Genomic DNA, 18,692 nt, shown 5'->3' on the forward strand with positions numbered 1-18,692 from the left:
GCTCGAAGGCAAGACCAGGGGTACCTGTTCACGGTGCTGCACTGGTCCGTGGCGACGCCCGTGGACCTGACGAAGTGGCCGGCGCTCTCCGCCTACTTCTCGCGCCTGCGTGAGCGGCCGGCCATCGCGAAGGCTCTCGGGGAGGAGCGGGTGCTCTACATGGAGGAACTGACGAGGCACAAGGCCGCGTAGCGTATATGCGGGAGAGAGGCCAAGTTGAGGGAGAGGGCTGGAGCGCAGGGGCCGAGGAGGGCCGCTGACTGGGGCCGGCCGAGCAGGGCTGCCCGTGGGGGTTGAGCCGGTTGGGGTACTCCTTCAGTGACACCTCGAGCGAGCTGAGGTGGCCCCTGCCGCCGGGGCCCGCTGCGCAGGCCGCGTGGGTAGTTCCAAGTGCGCCAAAATAGCGCGCACCCACCAGGTGCCGTCAGGTACGCCAGCATCTGGCGCCTGCCTCCACACCTCACGCAGGAGAACACGTCCAGGGCGAACGTCCTGCGTAGCAGCCCGGCCTGGTCCAATCGTGGTGTGCGCTCCTTCTTCGGCTCCTCCACCTTCGCGGCAAAGGACGGGCTCTCCTTCTCCGGCTCCGGCTTCGCCCCTGCTTGGGGGACCAGAAATGGCCGCAGTTTCGCGCCTGGAGCGAAGACGCCGTGGAACCTCGTCAGGTTTGCCCGAGGCGGAGGCACCAGGGAGGCAAGGCGACAGAGGAGTTCCAGCCCGGTGAAGAAGAGATGCGTGGTGCCGTCCAGCAGCGGGCGCTTCATCTGCCAGGCGATGCGGCCATCCTGCGCTCGTGACAATCGCTCCAGCGCCAGCGCGCCCCGCGCCCCATGGCGGCACAGCCGCTCACTCGGGCTTCATGATCGCCCAGGTGACGAGCGCGGCCCTCGTCGCCGAGTCGCGCGTGCTGTGCCACCCGGCCTCGGTGGACTCCATCCCCTCCTCCGCCGGCCGCGAGGACCACGTATCCATGGGCATGACGGCCGCCCTCAAGGGCCGGCTGGTGGCCAGCCAGGCGCTGGACTTCCGGCTGCCGGTGAAGGCCGGCCGCGGCCCCCGCGCCGCGCACGAGCTGGTGCGCAGCCGCGTCCCCACCATGGAGAAGGATCGGGAGATCCACCGCGACATCGAGGCCGTCTGCCAGCTCATCGACTCGGGCGAGCTGATGCGGGTGGTGCGCGCCGCCACGGCGTAGCGCCCACCCTGGAGAGTTCCAGGGAGACGCGACGTCAGGGGTCCACGGGCTCGAAGCCATCCCTCAAGTCCGTGGAACTCGGAGTCCAGGCGAGTAGGCTACGGCTCGGAACCGGGGGGTAGGATCCACGGCCGAGCCGGGTGACTCGCATGGAAACCACGACGAACCAAGTAAGAAGCGCGCGGGCCTTTTTCTCCGCCCTTCTCTCTGCCCTCTCTCTCTCGGCGATGGCGCCCCTCGGCGAGGCCCAGGCCGCGGAGCCCCCCGCGAGCGGAACGCCTTGCTCCAAGAGCGATTACGCGAAGAGTCGGCGGCGCTTCAAGGAGCACTACGACGCGGGCAGGTACGCGGAGGCCGTCGAGACGCTCCAGCGCGCGAAGGAGGCGTGCTGGGGAGCTCTGGACACCAAGGACCGGGGCTGGCTGGTGTCCGACCTGGGTCTGGCCCAGCTGAAAGCCGGACACCCGGACCGCTGCCTCCAGGTGCTCGACGAGGCGCCCCGGGAGCTCGAGCCCGATTCGCGAGTGGCGAAGGCCATCACCTTCAACCGGGGGCTCTGCAACGCAGGCCCCACGCAAGGCACCACGGGTACCCCGCAGGCCCGTGAGCTCCCCGTGCAGGTGATGCCGGGGCTCGACATCTCCTCTCCAACGGAGGCCGCCACGGCCCTGACGCGCGAGTGGAGCTCCCCGTGGGAGCTTCGCGAGGGGAAGCTGCCGAGAAGACGTGCGCGCGAGCTTCGCCGCTGTACCGACCTGGACGGGGTCGGCAGGAACGACGTCCAATACGAGAACGATCCCGATGCCTACGCGTTCCAGAACAAGGCGCTCGCGTGCCGGGTCCTGCGGATGATCACCACGGCCCGGCCTTCCCGTGTCAGCCACGTGAGGGACGTGCTCACGATGAAGAAGCCCGACGAGGTGCTCCCGGCCGCCCTGGCGCCCGCGATCTCCGCCGACGAGCTCGGGGACATCGCACGAGCCCAGCGCGAGGGGCGCTCCTGGCGCGACTACGACGGGACGCTGCGGTTCGAGGCGGGTCCCCGGGAGCAAAAGTGGCGTCAGCTCTCCGTGAGTGGGGACGACTACGCGGGCTTCGTGGAGTGGTGGGCGACGGGAGACTTCAATGCCGACGGTTTCGAGGACGTCATCGTCTACCGCAGCATGGGTCCCACCGGCGGCACCGCGGCCGACATCGCCGTGTTCGTCCTGACCCGGACCCGGCCCAAGGGCGTGTTCGAGGTACTCGAACGTCTGGAATAGTCCCACCCTCTCCGACCGAATTTCCGTGTGCGGCCCGCGTCCCACACCAAGGCTTCAGAAAGGCGATTCCCCATGACCTCTGACAACGAACGTGCTTCTCGCGTCTCCACGGCCAGGCGGTGGACCCTCTCGACCATGTGCGCCCTGGCGATGCTCGGCGCCTCCGGCCAGGCGCGTGCGGACGATGCACGGCTCTGCGACTCGGACTGGGACAGCCGGAGCCTCGTCATCCAGATTGGCGAGCGGGACAACGACGGCAAGCCGCTGCAGCCGTACGATCCGAGCCAACCGATGGCCCCCTATGAATTTCCCGGAGATCGTTACCTCTTCCGCGAGAAGGGGATGGTTTATCGGGCGGTGGGCAAGTTCAGTGACAGAAAGGAAGGCGACGAGGCGCTGAGACAGGTGGAGACCAAGATGACCCACCTCTATACGAATGCCTATCCCCCTTTCCTCTCAAGTCCGGGTGCGTATCTGGTGACCGAATCACCCACCTGCAAGATCAACCGTAGAAACCCCGTCATCGACCCCTCCTCCTGGATTCTGGAGAAGAACGGCGTGCTGCTGGTGGGAACGGACACGAGCTGCACCGACGGCAAGCTCACCAAGAAGGTCACCGTGGTGTCGTGCGATGGGATGAAGAACCTGGTGACCGACTCGGTCACCGCGCCTTGTGAATCCAATCGGGTCAATACCTGCATCTACCCTGTCGCGCCGGACGTATTCGCATTCGAGCACTACTATTCACAGCCAGGGTCTGGGACTGAAGTGCGCCTGCGGGTCTATGACGTTCGCAAGAAGAAGCGGCTCCAATCCATCGACAGAAGCAACGGCGAGGGGCCCGACACCGAGCTGATGAACGTCAAGGATGTCGATAACGACGGCATCCCCGAGATCGTGTTCAGCATCGCGGGCTCCGGCAAGCAGACGTCGATGCTCAAGTGGCGCAAGGGCAAGTTCGTCGAGGTCAAGACCCCATGAGCTATCCCCATCAGGAACCGACGCACGTCTTCAACACCAAAGAAGAGGTCAAGGCGGCCTACGGCGATCCGGTGATCAAGAAGGATCCGTTCGATCCCGACAGCAATGGCTCCCGGTTCGAGAAGACGTCGAGGGTCTTCGGAAACCCCATTCTCGAGAGCTTCTACAAGAGCGAAATCGTTGCGGTGGAACTGCCCGGCATCGGCCCGCAGAAGAGCGCGACGATGAAGGTGTGGATCAACCGCAGACTGGCTCATCTCCTCCTGGCGGCTTTCGAGAAGATCAAGGCCGAGAACCTGCCCTACGTGATCTACGAGGTGGGGGGATACAACTTTCGCTATAAACAGAACCCCAGCGTCCGGACCGCGATCGAGAACCGCCCCGAATACGCGGAGCTCAGAACTCAAAAAGACTTCGCGGACTATTGGAACAGCCGTACCGCCGAGCATGACCGCGCGCACGGTTCCTTCCTCGAGATCATTCCGTACTCGGGTGGCACTTCCGCCAAGAAGGATCTGCTCTCCAATCACTCCTGGGGCAGCGCGATCGACATCAACTGGGGTACGAATCCCTTCAAGGCGGGCTCGCGCTTCGACATGCCTCGAAGGATCGTGGAGATCATGGCGAACCTCGGGTTTCACTGGGGCGGCTACTACCACGACTACATGCACTTCGAGTACCTGCGTGACACCATCGAGGGACTCCCCGATGAGGAGCCGCCGCAGGTGTTCTTCCCGTTCAGCGCGGCGCAGAAGCGCGAATCGCCGCTCAAGTATTACGTGCTGAATGAGCGCGGGAAGGGAGGCTATTTCCCGCTGGGGCTCCAGCAGAACCTGCACGGGGGTGTGCACCTGGAGCCAGAAGCATCGGAGGCCAAGGTCCCGGTCCAGGCGGCCATGCCAGGGTACATCGTGGCTGCACGGCTCATGGCTCCAGGGACAGGAGGAGACAATCCCGACGTCCGTTACGTCACGGAGGGACGCCATCTGGGCTTCGTCCTGGTCCGGCACGAGTTCGTGGGGAAGTCCGCCAACGGCTCCTCGGGCGGGAGCGCGGGAGGACCCGCGGCGGGCAGCGGCGAGCCCGAGAAGGTCCATCCGCTCTACAGCCTGTACATGCACCTCGCGCCCCCGGCCTGGGGACCGGACACCCAGGGGTTCGAGAAGGCGCCCTGGCTGGCTGCTCTCATGAAGATGCAGTTCGGCGCGGTGGTCAATCTCGATCCGAACAGCCCCAACGTGGGCAAGACCTTCTGGTCCCAGGAGCCGCTGAACCCGGAGGCGGCGTCCATCAAGGTGCATGATCTCAAGGACCCCCTGCCCACCCGGAGCGGGGAGCGCTCCGTTGCCCTGTGCAAGTCCATCCCCGAAGATGTCGAGCAGGCCATCAAGGCCCTTCAGGAAGGGGCCATCGTCACCTTCGATCGCGCGCTCTTTCCCGTCACCGCGGGTGAGACGATCGGCTTCGTCACCGAAGGCCTTCCCTTCCAAGCCAGTGCTCCTGCCCCCCGGGGCGTCTCACAGCCGAGGCCGCCGAAGCTGCCGAAATACCTGCATTGGGAGCTGTTCTCCCCCGCCGACAACGAGGGCGGAATCCAGTTCCTTCGAAACAAGGCTGGAGACTTGAACAACCTGCTCAAGCAGGTCCAGGAAGCGAAGGAGCGGGAGAACAACTTCCTGGAGATGCCTTCACCGCAGAACAGCGAAGCCCCCAACGAAATCCAGGAGATTTTCGGGAGCGCGGGGTGGAAGGTCGTCGAAAAGCTGCAGAAAGACACGTACGGCGATGAGGTTTCGAAGTCCTTCAACGACGGGAAGACATTCTTTTCTAGCGAGGGCAGCACGACCGAGCCCTTCACCTATCCCCTCGATATCACTCTCAAGAATGAACACCAGTACAAGGGAGAGGCCGGGGGGAGCTGCATCCTCGAGGTGAGCTACAAGAAGGCGGGAGCCCAGGCTGCCTTCAAGACCGAGAGCATCCAGATCAGACCGGACCAGGAGAAGGTCACGCTGAATGTGCCCGCGGAGGCGGACGAGCTCTCGCTCTGGTCACCGCACTTCTTCCTCGACACGCCCACCCCGGCTGCGGGCGAAAGTCCGCTGACGAAACGACTCGAGAGCCGCTCGGCGCTCTTCAAGAAGGCCGCGGCCCATCGCTGGCGCAATGTCGTGCTGGAGCATGTGAACGAGTGGACGCCGAAGGGGCTCGAGGCCCAGCTCGACGCCCGCCAGAAGGCCGGGCACGTGGACGCGCTGGTGGACACCAGCAACTCGGAGGCCTTCACGCAGTGGAAGAAGAATCTCCGGCCGCTGAGCTGGTGGTCCCGCAGGAAGGATGAGCAGGACCCCTTCGGCGAGGTCCCGGTGCTTGGCGCGGAAGCCGAGCAGAAGAGCATCTTCGGCGAGGGAGACCCGCTGCTGCCCGAGAATGCCCACCTCGTCAACATGCACCCGGTCACCACGCTGTGGTTGATCGACCTCCTCCTCGAGAAACAGGTCATCGCGCTCAAGAAGTCGTGGCCGCCCGCCACGCTCAAACGCAGCGATAGCACCCAGAAGCCGCTGTTCCTGGGTCTGCTCTGGAAGGAGCAGGAGCCGCGGGTGGGGATGGAGGTGAATGCCGTCCTGGTGCAGCACGGCTACGCCACCACCGACGGCAGGAACGGAACCGATGTGCTCTTCTGGGCCACCGCCCAGGGCGAGGCGAGCGTGCCGCCCGCGCCGCTGATGCTACGCCGCACGCCCTATGTCGAAGGCGTCGCGAAGGCGAACATCCCCTTCCCCTTCTGGGGCAAGTGGGAGATGCACGCCACCGACGGAGCCGAACAGCGCTTCGCGCCGGTGAACACCGGGGTGACGGCGCTCGAGGTGTCCAAACCCGAGGTCGCCCAGACCTTCACGCTCGGCAAGGGAGGGGCCGCTCCGGCCGCGGATGGCAAGGTCCGCCCCCTCTCCACTGGGAGTTTCGTCTGTAACACGAACTGGCCTGTCGCCCTCGCTGGCTACGTCGTCTTCGATTACTGGCAGGCGGCCAAGAAGAAGCAACCCGACCTGACGACCCCTGCGACCACCAGCGAGCTCGTGATCCCGGTCGTCGCGAGCAGACCCTCCGACGAAAAGGTGGAGGGAGGCCTCAAGTACAAAGGTAACTTCATCGTGGGGAAGCAGAAGGAGAACCCAAAGGTCACGACCAATTACAAGTTCAACGACTTCGCGAAGTCTGGGGTTTTCATGGGCGAGGCGAAGGACTTCCGCCTGTCCGTGCTCCTGGCGAATCGCCTCCAGCAGTTGCAGGACCTCTGCAAGCCGAAGAAACGCGGGGAAAAGGACATCAAGCTGGTGGTGAAGCAAGTCATTCCCAGCGGTCTCTCCCTCGTCGTCGCTCCCGCGTCCGAGGGCGACATCGGTACCGTCGTCGACAAGCTTCCGCAGCTTCCCGCCGACGAGCGCTATTCGGCCACACGCGCAGGGTCGGCGATCCGACTCACCTACACGCCGCCTCCCGCCACCGGTCCCATCGGCTTCCAATTCGATCCGGGTCCAGCCCTGGGGCTCATCGCCGAGAAGGCGCTCTCCTCCGAGGGCGAGACGCTTCACGTGCGCCCCCGCTTCATCGCTCCCAACGGCGGGCACACGCTGCTGACCGGGAAGGCCTCTCCCGTGGGTGACCCGATGAAGCTGATCGAGGCCACGGTGGAGGAAATCAAGGCCGCTTGTGGCAATGATTTCCTCGAGGTCACCGCCGACAAGCTCCTGCCCCCCGTGGCCCGGTTCGAGTTCGGCGAGATCACGATCAAGATGGGCGCCGGCAAGGTCCACACGGACGTGCCCCTCTACGGAGACGTCAACCAGTGGAAGGCGGCCGGGCCCATCATCAAGCTCGAGGTCATGGGAGAGACGATCCGCCAGGGCACCATCTCGGGCTCGACCCTCAGCGCGGACTGGAACCTGTTCAAGGAGAAGAAAAAGGCCCTCCAGGGCCGTTGGGGCGGGACGCTCAACTTCTCGGTCGAGCTCTCCCAGCCCGGGAAGGTGGCAACGCCTCCTCCTCCCGCGAAGCCCCTGCAGGTCATGATCAAACCGAGCCTCGATGAGCTCGCCATCGAGGTCGGACCGAAGAAGATCCTCTTCGTGGGCAAGGCCAGCTTCATGCCCACCGACATCGCCCTCCACATCACCTGCGAGAAACTGGATGAAGCGGGCCAGTGGCACGAGGACATGAAGATCACCGAGCTGATTCGCTACACGGTCCCGCTCAAGGACGATCCCTCCCACTACGGGCACTGCAAGGACACGGGCGTGTTCGAGGCCAATCTGATCAAGGACAAGCTGAAGAAGGCTCCGGGAACGTATCGTTTCACCTGGAGCCCCAAGGGCACCCAGACGGGCAACACGGTCGACGTCAAGGGCATCCCCGTCGAAGTGAAGTCCGCTCCCGAGCTCAACACCGAAACGTTGGTCCCCTAGCCACGGCGCGCAGCCGATCTCGAACCATGTCTACGCCAAGCACCAGCGGAAGCGCAGCACAGGCCGAAGCTCAAGCCCAACAAGCCGTGAAACAGACCGAGAGCGTCAACATGAGCGCCGGCTACCGGGCCACGCTCGAGTTCGTGATCGTCCCCCGGACGTCGATCACGTTCGACGCGCCGGGAGTGGGGGTCAAGGTCAGCCTCAAGAACCCGATGTCCCTGCTCATCGGGGTTCCCATCGAGGGCTCTTGCAAGAACTACCCTCCCAAGGAACACAAGTGTGGACTCACCTGGCTGGTGGCTCACGGGGAGAAGGTCCTGTCGTATCCCGTGGACGGCACGGTGACGATGACCGTCGATTCGAGCGGACGGTTCAAGGTCAAGGTCAACGGCGAGGACCCCCAGGTCGATCTGATCGCCCAGCGCCTGATGGGCGAGGGGAAGCTGGGCTATTCCATCACCCCTGATTTTCCCCATGCCGACCCGGCCGTCCTCCAGCCGGTCATCGAGTTCAACAACACCTGCGACCTCACGGTGACGCTGCCGGAGAAGCGCCTCTTCGGCGAGCTGGTGACCTTCAAGCCGGATTTCGCGCTCATCTTCCAGCGGGCGGACCTCGAGTTGCGGGTGGTGGAGCTCGACGAAGGGTCGACCGAGTTCGCGCTCGGGCCGCCCACGAGCGTCTTCACCTACAAGTTCAACGCGCTGCGCTTGAGCCGGAGCTGGGCCATCGGCTTCACGGATGACACCTGCCGCCAGCTGGCGGAGCTCGGAGAAGAGGAGGCCGGAGGCTACGAGTTCTCCTGGCAGCTCTGGGGAACGAGGCGCGGCGGCCAGCCGACCTTGTTGCTCGAGAAGAAGAACTTCCTCATGGTCCCCAAGCCAAAACTCGAGGAGTTCAAGCTCGAGTACGACCCGTCCCTCGAGGGAACGTGGGAGGTGAGCGGGAAGATCTCGGGAATGTCCCCGCGCGCGGAGCTCCGGCTCGACGTGGCCCTGGTCCAGCCCCATTCCAAGGAAGCGCCGCCCCTGGACTACCACCCCACGGCCGTCCAGCTCGCCCTGGAAGATGATGGCGTCTTCGAGGGCTACCTGGGAGAACGTCACTGGTTCCACACCCTGGAGGCAGGTGAACTGCCGCCCGTGCCGGACTTCGCGATCCTCTCCCTCCCGGCCGCGGCTCGGGACGGCAAGCCCGGCCCGATCACCCCCTATCTGGACTTCGACGACACCAAGTTCTCCCTCTTCAAGGGACAGGCGCTCTCCTGGGACCTGGATGCGGATTGGATCTGCTCGTACGAGGGGGTGTCGATGCTGCCGCGCCCGGCTCGTCCCAAGCGGCGCAAATCGGGCATCAACGCGCTCTCGGCACCGCCTCCCGAGGCGGGCGATCAGAAGACGCCGCTCACCTTCGAGGACATGTGGAACGACCTCACGTCCTGGGAGGGCATCGTCGCGTTCATGTACCAGGACACCAAGGGCAACGTGACGGTGGGAGCCGGCAACCTGCTCAAAACGGTGGAAGATGCCAAGAAGCTGCCCTTCCGGAACATGGACGCCAACAGGGCGGCCACGCCGGAGGAAATCGACGCAGCCTTCAGGGCTGTCACGAGCAAGAAAGCGGCGATGAGGGCCACCGAGTATGGGTGCCGGCCGACCATCGCGCTCTCCGACCAGGATATTCGCGAGCTCCTGAGGAAGCGGCTCGAAAGCGAATTCATCCATCAGCTCAGGGAGGTTGTCTTCAAAGGAGCCTTCGACAGCTATCCCCGCTGCGTCCGCCGCGCTCTTCTCGACTTCTCCTACAACGCCGGCGCCTATGCGCTGACCACGAAACGCAAAGAGCTCGCCGATGCCGTCAAGGCCAGGAACTGGACCCTTGCCGCCGAGAAGTGTCACCTCGGTACAGGCCACGAGGAGCGAAACACGTGGCGCAAGGCGCTCTTCCAATACGCCGCCACCCTCGAGCCGGCCAAGAAGTCCTAGGTAGGCCCGGGAAGAGAAGCCTGCAGGGCAAACAGCGCGCGCAGGAAGACGGTGAGAACCTCCGAGAGCAGTCCCACGTCCTTCAGCAGTACCCACCGCACCCGGTGCTTTTGACACCTTCTCTGGACACCTTCTCTGTTCTAGCAGCCGCCGGGCAGGGGAGGGGGCGTGAGGATCTCGTGGCCCTCGCGGGTGACGAGGAGCGTGTGCTCGAACTGGGCGGAGAGGCTGCCGTCCGCGGTGAGCACCGTCCAACCATCCGGCAGCACGCGGATGTGCGGGCGGCCGAGGTTCACCATGGGCTCGATGGTGAGCACCATGCCCGAGCGCAGGGTGATGCCCGTGCCGCGCCGGCCCACGTGGGACACATGGGGCGGGCCGTGCATCTGGTGGCCGATGCCATGGCCACCGAACTCGGCCACCACGCTGCAGCCCTCCTGGCGCGCCAGCTCCTCGATGGCGGCGCCGATGTCCCCGAGCTTCGCCCCATGGCGCACCACGGCGATGCCCGCGTCCCGGCAGCGCCGCGCCACGTCCACCACGTGCCGCGCCTCCGGGCTCACCTCGCCGATGAGGAACGTGGCCGAAGTGTCCCCGTGAAAGCCCCCCAGGCACGTGGTGACGTCCACGTTGACGATGTCCCCGGGCATCAGCCGCTCGTCCGCGCGGGGGATGCCGTGGCAGACCACGTGGTTGCGGCTGGTGCACACGGCCGCCGGAAAGCCCTTGTAGCCCAGCTGGCTCGGGGTGCCGCCGCGGCGCGCCGTGTCCTCGCGCACCCACTGGTCTATCTCCGCCGTGGTGATGCCCGGCGCCAGCCGCGCGCCGACGTGAGCGAGCGTCCCCGCGGCTGCCTGGCCCGCCAGGCGCAGGCGCTCGATTTCCACACCCTTCATCAATGGAATGCCCATGGCCGGGCAAGGTGGACCCGGCGGCCTCCGGGCGTCCAATGCTGTCTTGGTATGTTGAGGGTGAGGGCTGGAGCGGCGGGGCCGAGGAGGCCTCACGGCGGCTGGCCCCGGGCAACCCAAATCTCTGGCTCGGCTCTTGAGATAAGAGAAGCGGAATTCGAGAGACAAATAAGAAGCACAAATATTGCCCTTCACACGGATGGGCCTATCCCTCTCACACGCGCGGTGCTCCCGCGCGCATCCGGAGACTCCATCCATGTCCCTTCGTTGCCTGTCGCTCGCGGTTCTCCTCTCCCTCTCGGCCTGCACCTCGCAGGGCCCCGCCGGTCCCACCGGTCCCGCCGGCCCTCAAGGTCCCCAGGGTCCTCAAGGTCCCCAGGGCCCGGCCGCGGGCGGTGACTTCAGCTGCACGCCCAACGCCGCCTTCTGTGACGGCAATCGGGTCGCGTTCTGCACGCGCTCGGGCAAGGACGCCGTCTCGCTCGAGGCCTGTGGGTCGGGCACTACCACCAACCCCATCGCCTGCCACACGGACAAGTGTGGAGACGGCAACGCCGCGTGCTGCCGCCAGCTGAAGCCCACCTGCGCGTGGAACATCGCGGAGCCCGCGATCACGGGCGAGTACTACGCGGGGGCTTCTTCCGTGGACGACACCTACTGCACCCCGCCCTCGAGCTGCGGTGACACCCTCGAGTTCACCCTCACGATTTTTGGCAACCCGGACGAGTGTGGCCCGGGCGGCGGCATGGTGTACGTCAGTGTCGAGATCGACCGGACCGTCACCGTGGGAGAGGCCATCACCCTGCCGGACTCCCGCGTGTCCATCACCCACAACAACGCGGGCGCCAATTGCCGCGGGGATTGGGCGGGCAGCGCCACCCTCGTCCGCACCACGCCCAACTGGGCCATCTCCCTGGACGTGATCTGCGATAGCGACGCCACCAAGAAGCTCAAGGGAGACTTCTCCGGCGACCTCTGACCGGACGAGTCTGGCCCCCGGCCCCCCTCCCGCTCGCCTGCCCTGGGGAGCGGGAGTCCCCGGGGGGCCGAGTGGACGGGAATGGAATTCGTGGCGCGCCTCGCGCCTACAACGCGTCCCAGTTCTCCTGGGGCCAGAGGGTCTTGGCCCAGGCGGCGATGCGCCCGAGAAGGACCGGATTCACGCCGAGCGCCCGGGCCTTGGGAAGCAAATACTTGAGCCTGTCTCCCATGGAGGCATCCGGCAGGCCCGTGAGGAGCTCGTCCGGTCTGGCCCACTTTCCGTCGTACCACGGCTGGGGCGTGTACTGGAGGTTCTTCGCGAGCCAGGTGGACAGCAAGGCCTCCATGATCTGACGCCGCTCCGTATCCGGAGTCTCCGTCCATCCACGCCTGAAGTCGGGATGCACCAGCAGCGTCACATTGCCCACGTTCCGGGTGTTCCACCCCGCGGAGTACGGGAACTCCGGACCGAGGCCATTGTCATGCACCTGCATGGCCTTGGTCATCCAGTAGACCAGCCAGGCTCCCGTCGGACTCTGGCCTCCCGTGTCATTCATCAAATCCTTCAAGAAACCATAGACATACGGCCAATCCACGGGCCGCTGCCCGTTGCGAGTCGTCGCATCCTGATGGTGGTTTCCGCTGTTGAGGACCAACTGCAACTGATACCAGGCCATGGAGAAGTAGGTGTACATCAACGGGGTGTTGTTGTTGATGCCCGTGTTGGCTCGCGGCATGTGCAGGGCGTTGGGAGAGATGTCGAAGGCGATGTGGTCGAACCACCCGCGCGTCTCACGCGAGGCCGGGAACATCTCCCGGGCATGCCCTTCCAACTCGAACTCCTGCATCATCTCCCACATCTTGCTGAGCTGCCAGAGCCCCAGGGAATAAAGCTTCTGGGAATAGACGGGATCGTTGGGCTGGCTCGCCGCACGCGGGCTCTCGAACTTGTAGAGTTCCAGGGCCCACGCATTGACGTCATACCTGTACCGGGACAGAGAGGTGTAACCGGCGCTCCTGGCGGACAGGAAATCGGCGCGAAGGTGGGTCTTGTACACCGTGGAGGAGCCCTCACCGTTGTAGAGCTTGTTCAAGGAGCTGTTGTAGAAGGCGTCTCCCCAGGCATCCATGGGATGGATGGTGGGGAGCCAGTGATTCCAATCCGGCAACTGCATGGGGATGGGAGTCTCCCGGACGTTCAGGTAGCCCGAGGTGGCCACCGCCTCCGGGGTGATGCCGGATGGGAAGAGGAAGGCGAAGAGGTCCCGATCCCGCTCCAGGACGGCATCCACTCCAGCACCCGCCGCCCAATGAGAGAGGGGCTTGGAGTCGAGGCCGGGTCCGGGCTGGTAGGGGGGATTCCAGGGGCGGCCGGGCGCGGGCATGTCCTTCAGACTCCGAATGTAGCTGGCGACCTTCTCCCCCTCGTTCCTGCTCAGCCCATGAAACCGGGCGGCCTCGATGATCGCGCGATTGGAGTAGTTGAAATACCGCAGGTCCCGCCCGTCCCGGGAATGGCAATCCATGCAATGGGCGCGAATCGGAGTGGGCTGGAGCCGCGAGGTCAGGAGGGGTTTCGTCCTCCAGAGCGCCGCGCCCTCGGCGATCGCCTCGGGCCGGGGGGGTACCCATCTACTCGGATCGTCCTCTTCGAAAATCCGTGAATCCAGCAGGGGCTCTCCCTCAGGGCCGAGCAGTTCGAAGTCGAGGACGCGATAGCCAATGGACATCCCCTGGGTCTGATTGAGCCGAAAGCGGATCCAGTTGTTGCCGCGCCGGAGGCTGCCGTTGGGAATGGGAACGCTCAGCCGCAAGGTCGCGTAGGCGCCGCCAATTCCTCCGTAGGCCTTGCCCAACCCCTCGACCTGCGCCGTGTCGTTGCGAAGCGGAATCCACGCCGAGTCGTTGAGCTGGACGCTGGCCTCCCCCTCGTAGCCAAGCCCGTGGACCTGCATCCAGAGCCGGGTGGGGCCAGGACAGCAGACGGGCAGGAGGATCCGCGCCACCTCGACCGTTCCCTCCTCACCCAGCACCTCGATGGGCAGGCGGATCCTCTCTTCTATCTGTCGGAGGCCGCGTTCCCCGCCCCAGGCCCGTTGGGCCGGCCCGAGACTGCCCAAGGCCAGCAGGCAGACGACGAGCGTACGTATCCCCGTGCTCCAGCAGAAGACGTGTCTTCGCATGTATCCCCCCCTTGTCGGAGAGGAGTCAGCAACGGACATGCCTCGGGAAGGCTGGGATTGGCGGACGATGCACGCATGGACCGGTTGACGGTTGGATGGCCCTGGAGAACCAGACGCCCAGACGGACCCGCCTCACTCTTGCCCTCTGTCTTCCCAACGAAGGAACGCAGCTGCAACGCATGAGGCCGAGAGGGGGCGACCCCGCGCACCGCGGCATGGCGCCTCGTAGCTTTACTTCATCCGATTCCTGACAAGATCCACCAGGACAGTGCTCCGGCCTCCTCGCCAGCGCAGGAGGTCCCCCAAGCAGGGGTGAGGCCGGAGCCGGAGGTCTACCTGCCAGACAGCAGCGCGATACGAGCCCAGAACAGTTGATGCAGCAACACGATGGTCCAGAACACCACCTGAAACGAGACCTTGCGGGTCTTGTGGCGGAAGACCTGCTGGGCGAACAGGGCCCCCGGCCAACCGCCCACCGCCTCGAAGAAGTGCAGCGTCCCCTCCGACGTGCGCCAGGCGCCGCGCGTGGCACGCCGTTTGTCGTCCCAATAGAGAGCGAAGGTCACCGGGCTGGCCACGAGGTACGCCAACAACGGCCAGGGGAAACCCGCGAGCGATAGCCGGATACTGCCGATGGCCGGCAGCATGCAGAGTGCCAGGAAGATCGCCAGTTTCGCTCCCGGCTTCCGCGACGGACGGCCCTCCTCCTCTGGCCGCGCCTGCTCCCGGATCACCTGGGCGGACGGCTTGCGGCGGGTGTCCGGCTCGTCGATGACCAGCCCGTCCAGGGAGGCGTGCTCGGCACGCAGGCGGCCCTGCGCGTCCTTGCCAACGACGAAGAGCACCTGATCCCCGGTCCGCGGACGCCGGCCGCCACCAATCGCGGAGATGTGCAGGAAGACCTCTTCCCCACCCGCCTTGGAGCGGATGAAGCCGAATCCCTTGTCATCGTTCCAGCGGCTGATCACACCTCGAGTTTTCATACAACCTCACCGTGGCTGCCCGTCAGCGCATGGATTCTTCCAGTGGCTGGCGCCGCCGCATCAAGGAAAAAGGCAAAGAGAAAGGCAAGGAGAAAGGCGCGGATGGATGTCTGATATCTCTCGTAGTCGACTACGAGTGAGGGGCCTCCATGCCTCCGCGCCGCTCACACTTCGTCGAAGCGCTCCATCTTCACCTCCTGAAGGTCGTGGAACAACCGGCCCACGAACGCCTCCAGCGTGGCCATATCATTCCCCCCAGCTGCGGAAGCGGACCCGCTCGCCGTTCCGAAAGAGCGAGAACGCGTAGGTTCCGCTCGGGTCGTCGAACCAGAACACGAACACCGGACCATGCTTGCGAGAGCACGCCTCGAAACCACCGACGTAGCTGTCCTGAGATGTCGGCTGCGGGCCACAGGGGGGGCTCGATTTGCTTTCCGAGCGTGTGGGGCCGCGTGGGACCGTGGTCGGGCTGGATAAGAGCAAGGAGTTCGTCGCGTCGGCCCGCAAGTTCGTGGCGGCGCGACAGCTCGCCAATGTCGAGGTCGTGCAAGGGGACGCGAAGGCCACCAACCTGCCGAGAGAGTCGTTCGACGTGGTGTTCTCGCGGTTGGTGCTCGTTAACATCCCCGAGCCGGAACAAGTCGTCGAAGAGATGGTCTCGTTGTTGCGCCCAGGAGGTGTCATTGCGAGCCATGAGGCGGGCTACCTCTCGCATATGTGTGACCCACCTTGCCCCGCCTGGGACCGTCTGTTCGAGATTTTCCAGGCGTACTCTCGTGCAAAGGGCGTCGACCTGTTCGTCGGGAGGAGAACCCACCGGATGCTGCGTGACGCCGGGATCGTGGAGCTTCAAGTGAACCCGGTGATCCACGTCTATCCGCCTGGGCATCACCGCCGGAGCATCTTCCTCGACTTCATCCAGAACATCCGCGACGTGGCCATCAGGGAAGGTTTCGTCAAGGAGGGAGAGCTGAGCGCGCTCATGCAAGACCTGCGGAGCCATCTCGACAACTCCAATACGTTGGTGGTTTCGCACCTTTTCTTCCAGGTTTGGGGCCGCAAACCGTGAACGCCACGGGCGTGAACACGCAGGAATGGCCGCAGTGTCGCGCCCGGGGCGAACACACCGTGGTAGCGCGTCAGGTTCGTCCGGGGCGGAGGCACCCGCGTGTCCGGAGCACGGCAACGGGTCCTGGACTCACGCCCCGCCCTGGGCGTCGTGAAGCCGCAACACATACAGGAAGTCCCGCAGGGTGCGGCCCCGGGCCACGACGAGCCCGTCGCGCAGGATGAGGTCCTCCTCCAGGACGTCCGGGAAGTGCGCCATGGGCACGGGGTCCGTCCGGCGATGGAAGGCGACGGGGTCCTCCCCCAGCACCTCCCAGTACTTGCGACGCGTTACCTCCTCGGGCTCCGCGTTGCCCTGAATCACGGCGCGAGGCGCCCCCGTGGCGAGGTCGAAGAAGCGCGTGGTCTGGTCATCGGAGCGGGTGACCAGCCAATCCCCCTCCATGGCCACCGAGAACGGCATCGCCGGATGCGGCACCTCGTACAGGAGCCCTCCCGTCCCCGCGTCGAAGAGGCGCACGCGATCGTCCAGACTGCACGCGGCCACCCGGCCGCCATCGTCGGACAGCCGCACCGCGATGACAGGCTCATTGGAGAGTTGGAGGACGCGCCGGAAGCCCGCGGGCAGGTCGAAGATCTCCAGCTCCCCCGAGGCCCTGCCCACGGCGATGCGAGGCGCTCGGGCCGCCACCGCGTACGCGGGCGCGGGCTTCAGCATCGCCTGGGTGTCGAGCACCAGCGCCCCCGTGCCCAGGTCGTGCACCATGAGCCGGGAGGCCTCCGCATAGCCCGAGACGACGTAGGCCCCATCGGGCGTGAACTCCACCAGCGAGACGGGCGTCGCCGGCCCCTTCAGGGTGTGCCGCAGCTTCCCGTCCGCGACGCGCCACACCCGCACCACGCCGATTTCGATGACCGCCGCCAGCCACTGCCCGTCCGGCGAGAAGGCCATGGGTGGCTCCAGCGTCAGCTTCTTCGACGCATCACGCCCCTCCAGCGGTGGCACGGACAGCGCCCGCACCGGCACGAGGCGCTCCACGTCGATCAGCTGGACGCCCCGCCTGGGAAGCTCCTCGTGGAGGTGCAGGACGGGGTACGCGGCCAGGGCGCCGTCCGGACTGAAGCGCCAGGGCTGCAGGCCGGACTCGTTGGCGTCGGCGGGTACCGCCCGCATGTGTCCCCGGGCATCGATGGCGAAGGCCGCGTCGAACCGCTTCGCGATGGCGATGTTCCCCTCCGCCTGCCCCCAGAGGTTGACCACGCGGTGCTCCTCGGCGAGCAGGGTGGGCGGCGCGGGTGCGTGGAGCTCGCTCAGGAGCACGCCCCCGTCGGCGGCCGTCAGCGCGAAGTGCTTCAGGTCCGGCGAGAAGGCCGCGCCACGCTCGTGGCCATCCGAGGCATAGGGGCGCGTCCACAGCGTGACGCCGTCGCCCAGCTCCAGCACCTCCAGCCGGTCATACCGGAGCAGGCCCAGGCGCGAAGTCCCCAGCCAGCTCACCTGGGAGTAGCGCCCCTCCCCCTTCAATCCCTCCATCCGCTTCCAGTCCCGCGTCCGCGCCACGGCGACGCCGTCCAAGGCCGCCCAGGCCAGCCACTCACCATCCGGGCTGAAGGCCACCGTGCCGACGGACGTGTCGGAGTCCAGCCGCGCCACCTGCGCCCCCGTCTCCACGTCCCAGACGCGCACCGTGTCGTCCGAGGCCCCCGAGGCCAGCCAGCGCCCCGAGGGATGGAACGCCACGCTCAGCACCGACTGCTGGTGCCCCTGAAGCGTGCGGACCTTCCTGCCCGAGGCCACGTCGTACAGGTGGATTCTCCAGCCGAGGTTGCCCACCGCGAGCAGCGTCCCCTCGGGGCTGAAGGCCACCGACGTCACCTGGCCCTCCTGGCCGGTGAAGGCATGCAGCTGCGCTCCTGTCTCCGCGTCCCAGATGCGCGCGTCGTGGTCCCTCGAGCCCGACGCCAGGCGCTTGCCGTCCGCGCTCCAGGCAATCCCTCGCACCTCGCCCTCGTGGCCCTCCATCACCTGGAGGCTCCGGGCGGTGGTCACGTCCCAGACGTGCACGTTGTGGCCATCCGACCACGAGCCGGTGGCCAGCCGAGTCCCCGACGAGTCGAACGCCGCGCACAGCACCTGGGAGTCGTGCCAGAGGACCTCGTCCACGCCTTCGAGGGCGCCGCGCAGCGGAAGCAGGGACTCCACCCAGGACGCGCCACCCGCCGATTCGCGCTGCCGTCGCCACTGCGCCGCCAGCGCGTGCAGGTGCGCCTCCGGGTCGCTCCAGGGCTTCGCGCCTTCCCCGGAGTAGTGCGCGGCGGCGTCGGGCGCGTCGTACCAGCGCAGCCGGTTGTAGAGACACTGAAAGAGGGCCTCGGGGTGCGCCCGCAGGAAGTTGGCGTCGAGTGCGATGGCCTTGCGCAAGACGCGCAGCGTCTTCGGGCCCACCGTGGGCCCGTCCTCCCGCAGAACGCGGGCGTCCTTGGGCGTCTGGGCGAGCGCCGAGTCCAGTGCGGCGAGCAGCGCCTCCACGCCCTGGGTGCTCAGGAGGTGTTCGAGGGTGGAGAGCTCGGTGAGGGATGCGAGGTCGTGGGGCATGGCGGGTCCTTCGCCGCGAGGCGCGAGGGGCGCATTCTCGCGGCGACCCTCTCCCGGATTCAATGGGCGGCTCAC

General features: G+C 66.1%; 11 protein-coding genes and 2 pseudogenes. 8 read left to right on the plus strand and 5 right to left on the minus strand.

Annotation, left to right across the window (positions count from 1 at the left end):
* Positions 1-33 precede the first annotated feature (33 nt).
* Positions 34-192, plus strand: a complete 159-nt coding sequence (locus OV287_RS14680; protein ID WP_267534636.1) for a glutathione S-transferase family protein — start codon at positions 34-36, stop codon at positions 190-192.
* Here the strand turns inward: OV287_RS14680 and OV287_RS14685 are convergent.
* Complete coding sequence (locus tag OV287_RS14685; protein WP_267534637.1) at positions 156-800, minus strand: transposase; 645 nt, start codon at positions 798-800, stop codon at positions 156-158. The two genes, OV287_RS14680 and OV287_RS14685, sit on opposite strands and share 37 nt — an antisense overlap.
* On the opposite strand from OV287_RS14685, the pseudogene OV287_RS14690 reads away from it, so the two are divergent.
* The 5 genes and pseudogenes from OV287_RS14690 to OV287_RS14710 all read left to right on the plus strand — a co-directional run.
* Positions 764-1,195 (plus strand): annotated as a pseudogene (locus OV287_RS14690) (aromatic amino acid lyase); the annotation flags it as partial. The gene OV287_RS14685 and the pseudogene OV287_RS14690 overlap by 37 nt on opposite strands.
* 149 nt (positions 1,196-1,344) lie before the next feature.
* Entirely contained in the window at positions 1,345-2,457 is a 1,113-nt protein-coding gene (locus OV287_RS14695; RefSeq protein ID WP_267534638.1) for a hypothetical protein, read from the plus strand.
* Positions 2,458-2,529: 72 nt separating this feature from the next.
* A complete protein-coding gene (locus OV287_RS14700) occupies positions 2,530-3,438 on the plus strand; it encodes a hypothetical protein (protein ID WP_267534639.1) in 909 nt (302 codons plus the stop codon).
* Entirely contained in the window at positions 3,435-7,907 is a 4,473-nt protein-coding gene (locus tag OV287_RS14705; RefSeq protein WP_267534640.1) for a M15 family metallopeptidase, read from the plus strand. Before OV287_RS14700 ends, OV287_RS14705 begins: the two co-directional genes overlap by 4 nt.
* 86 nt (positions 7,908-7,993) lie before the next feature.
* The gene (locus tag OV287_RS14710) at positions 7,994-9,895 is read left to right on the plus strand and encodes a hypothetical protein (RefSeq protein WP_267534641.1); all 1,902 of its coding nucleotides are present in this window, start codon (positions 7,994-7,996) and stop codon (positions 9,893-9,895) included.
* A 140-nt stretch (positions 9,896-10,035) separates the two neighbouring features.
* Here OV287_RS14710 and map read toward each other — a convergent pair whose 3' ends face one another.
* Positions 10,036-10,806 (minus strand): type I methionyl aminopeptidase, encoded by a 771-nt coding sequence (map, locus tag OV287_RS14715; protein ID WP_267534642.1) that lies wholly within the window; start codon positions 10,804-10,806, stop codon positions 10,036-10,038.
* A 256-nt stretch (positions 10,807-11,062) separates the two neighbouring features.
* Here map and OV287_RS14720 point away from each other — a divergent pair, with 256 nt between their 5' ends.
* The gene (locus tag OV287_RS14720) at positions 11,063-11,785 is read left to right on the plus strand and encodes a collagen-like protein (RefSeq protein ID WP_267534643.1); all 723 of its coding nucleotides are present in this window, start codon (positions 11,063-11,065) and stop codon (positions 11,783-11,785) included.
* Between the two features lie 106 nt (positions 11,786-11,891).
* On the opposite strand, the gene OV287_RS14725 is transcribed toward OV287_RS14720, so the two are convergent.
* Entirely contained in the window at positions 11,892-13,970 is a 2,079-nt protein-coding gene (locus OV287_RS14725; RefSeq protein ID WP_267534644.1) for a hypothetical protein, read from the minus strand.
* 332 nt (positions 13,971-14,302) lie between these two features.
* Positions 14,303-14,953, minus strand: coding sequence for a DUF1294 domain-containing protein (locus tag OV287_RS14730; RefSeq protein WP_267534645.1), 651 nt, complete (start codon positions 14,951-14,953; stop codon positions 14,303-14,305).
* 406 nt (positions 14,954-15,359) lie between these two features.
* Between OV287_RS14730 and OV287_RS14735 the strand changes: the two are divergent.
* Positions 15,360-16,022 (plus strand): annotated as a pseudogene (locus tag OV287_RS14735) (methyltransferase domain-containing protein); the annotation flags it as partial.
* A gap of 129 nt (positions 16,023-16,151) precedes the next feature.
* Here the strand turns inward: OV287_RS14735 and OV287_RS14740 are convergent.
* Positions 16,152-18,617 (minus strand): WD40 repeat domain-containing protein, encoded by a 2,466-nt coding sequence (locus tag OV287_RS14740; protein WP_267534646.1) that lies wholly within the window; start codon positions 18,615-18,617, stop codon positions 16,152-16,154.
* Between the last annotated feature and the right edge of the window lie 75 nt (positions 18,618-18,692).

Source organism: Archangium lansingense (assembly GCF_026626635.1).
Classification (GTDB): Bacteria; Myxococcota; Myxococcia; order Myxococcales; family Myxococcaceae; genus Archangium; species Archangium lansingense.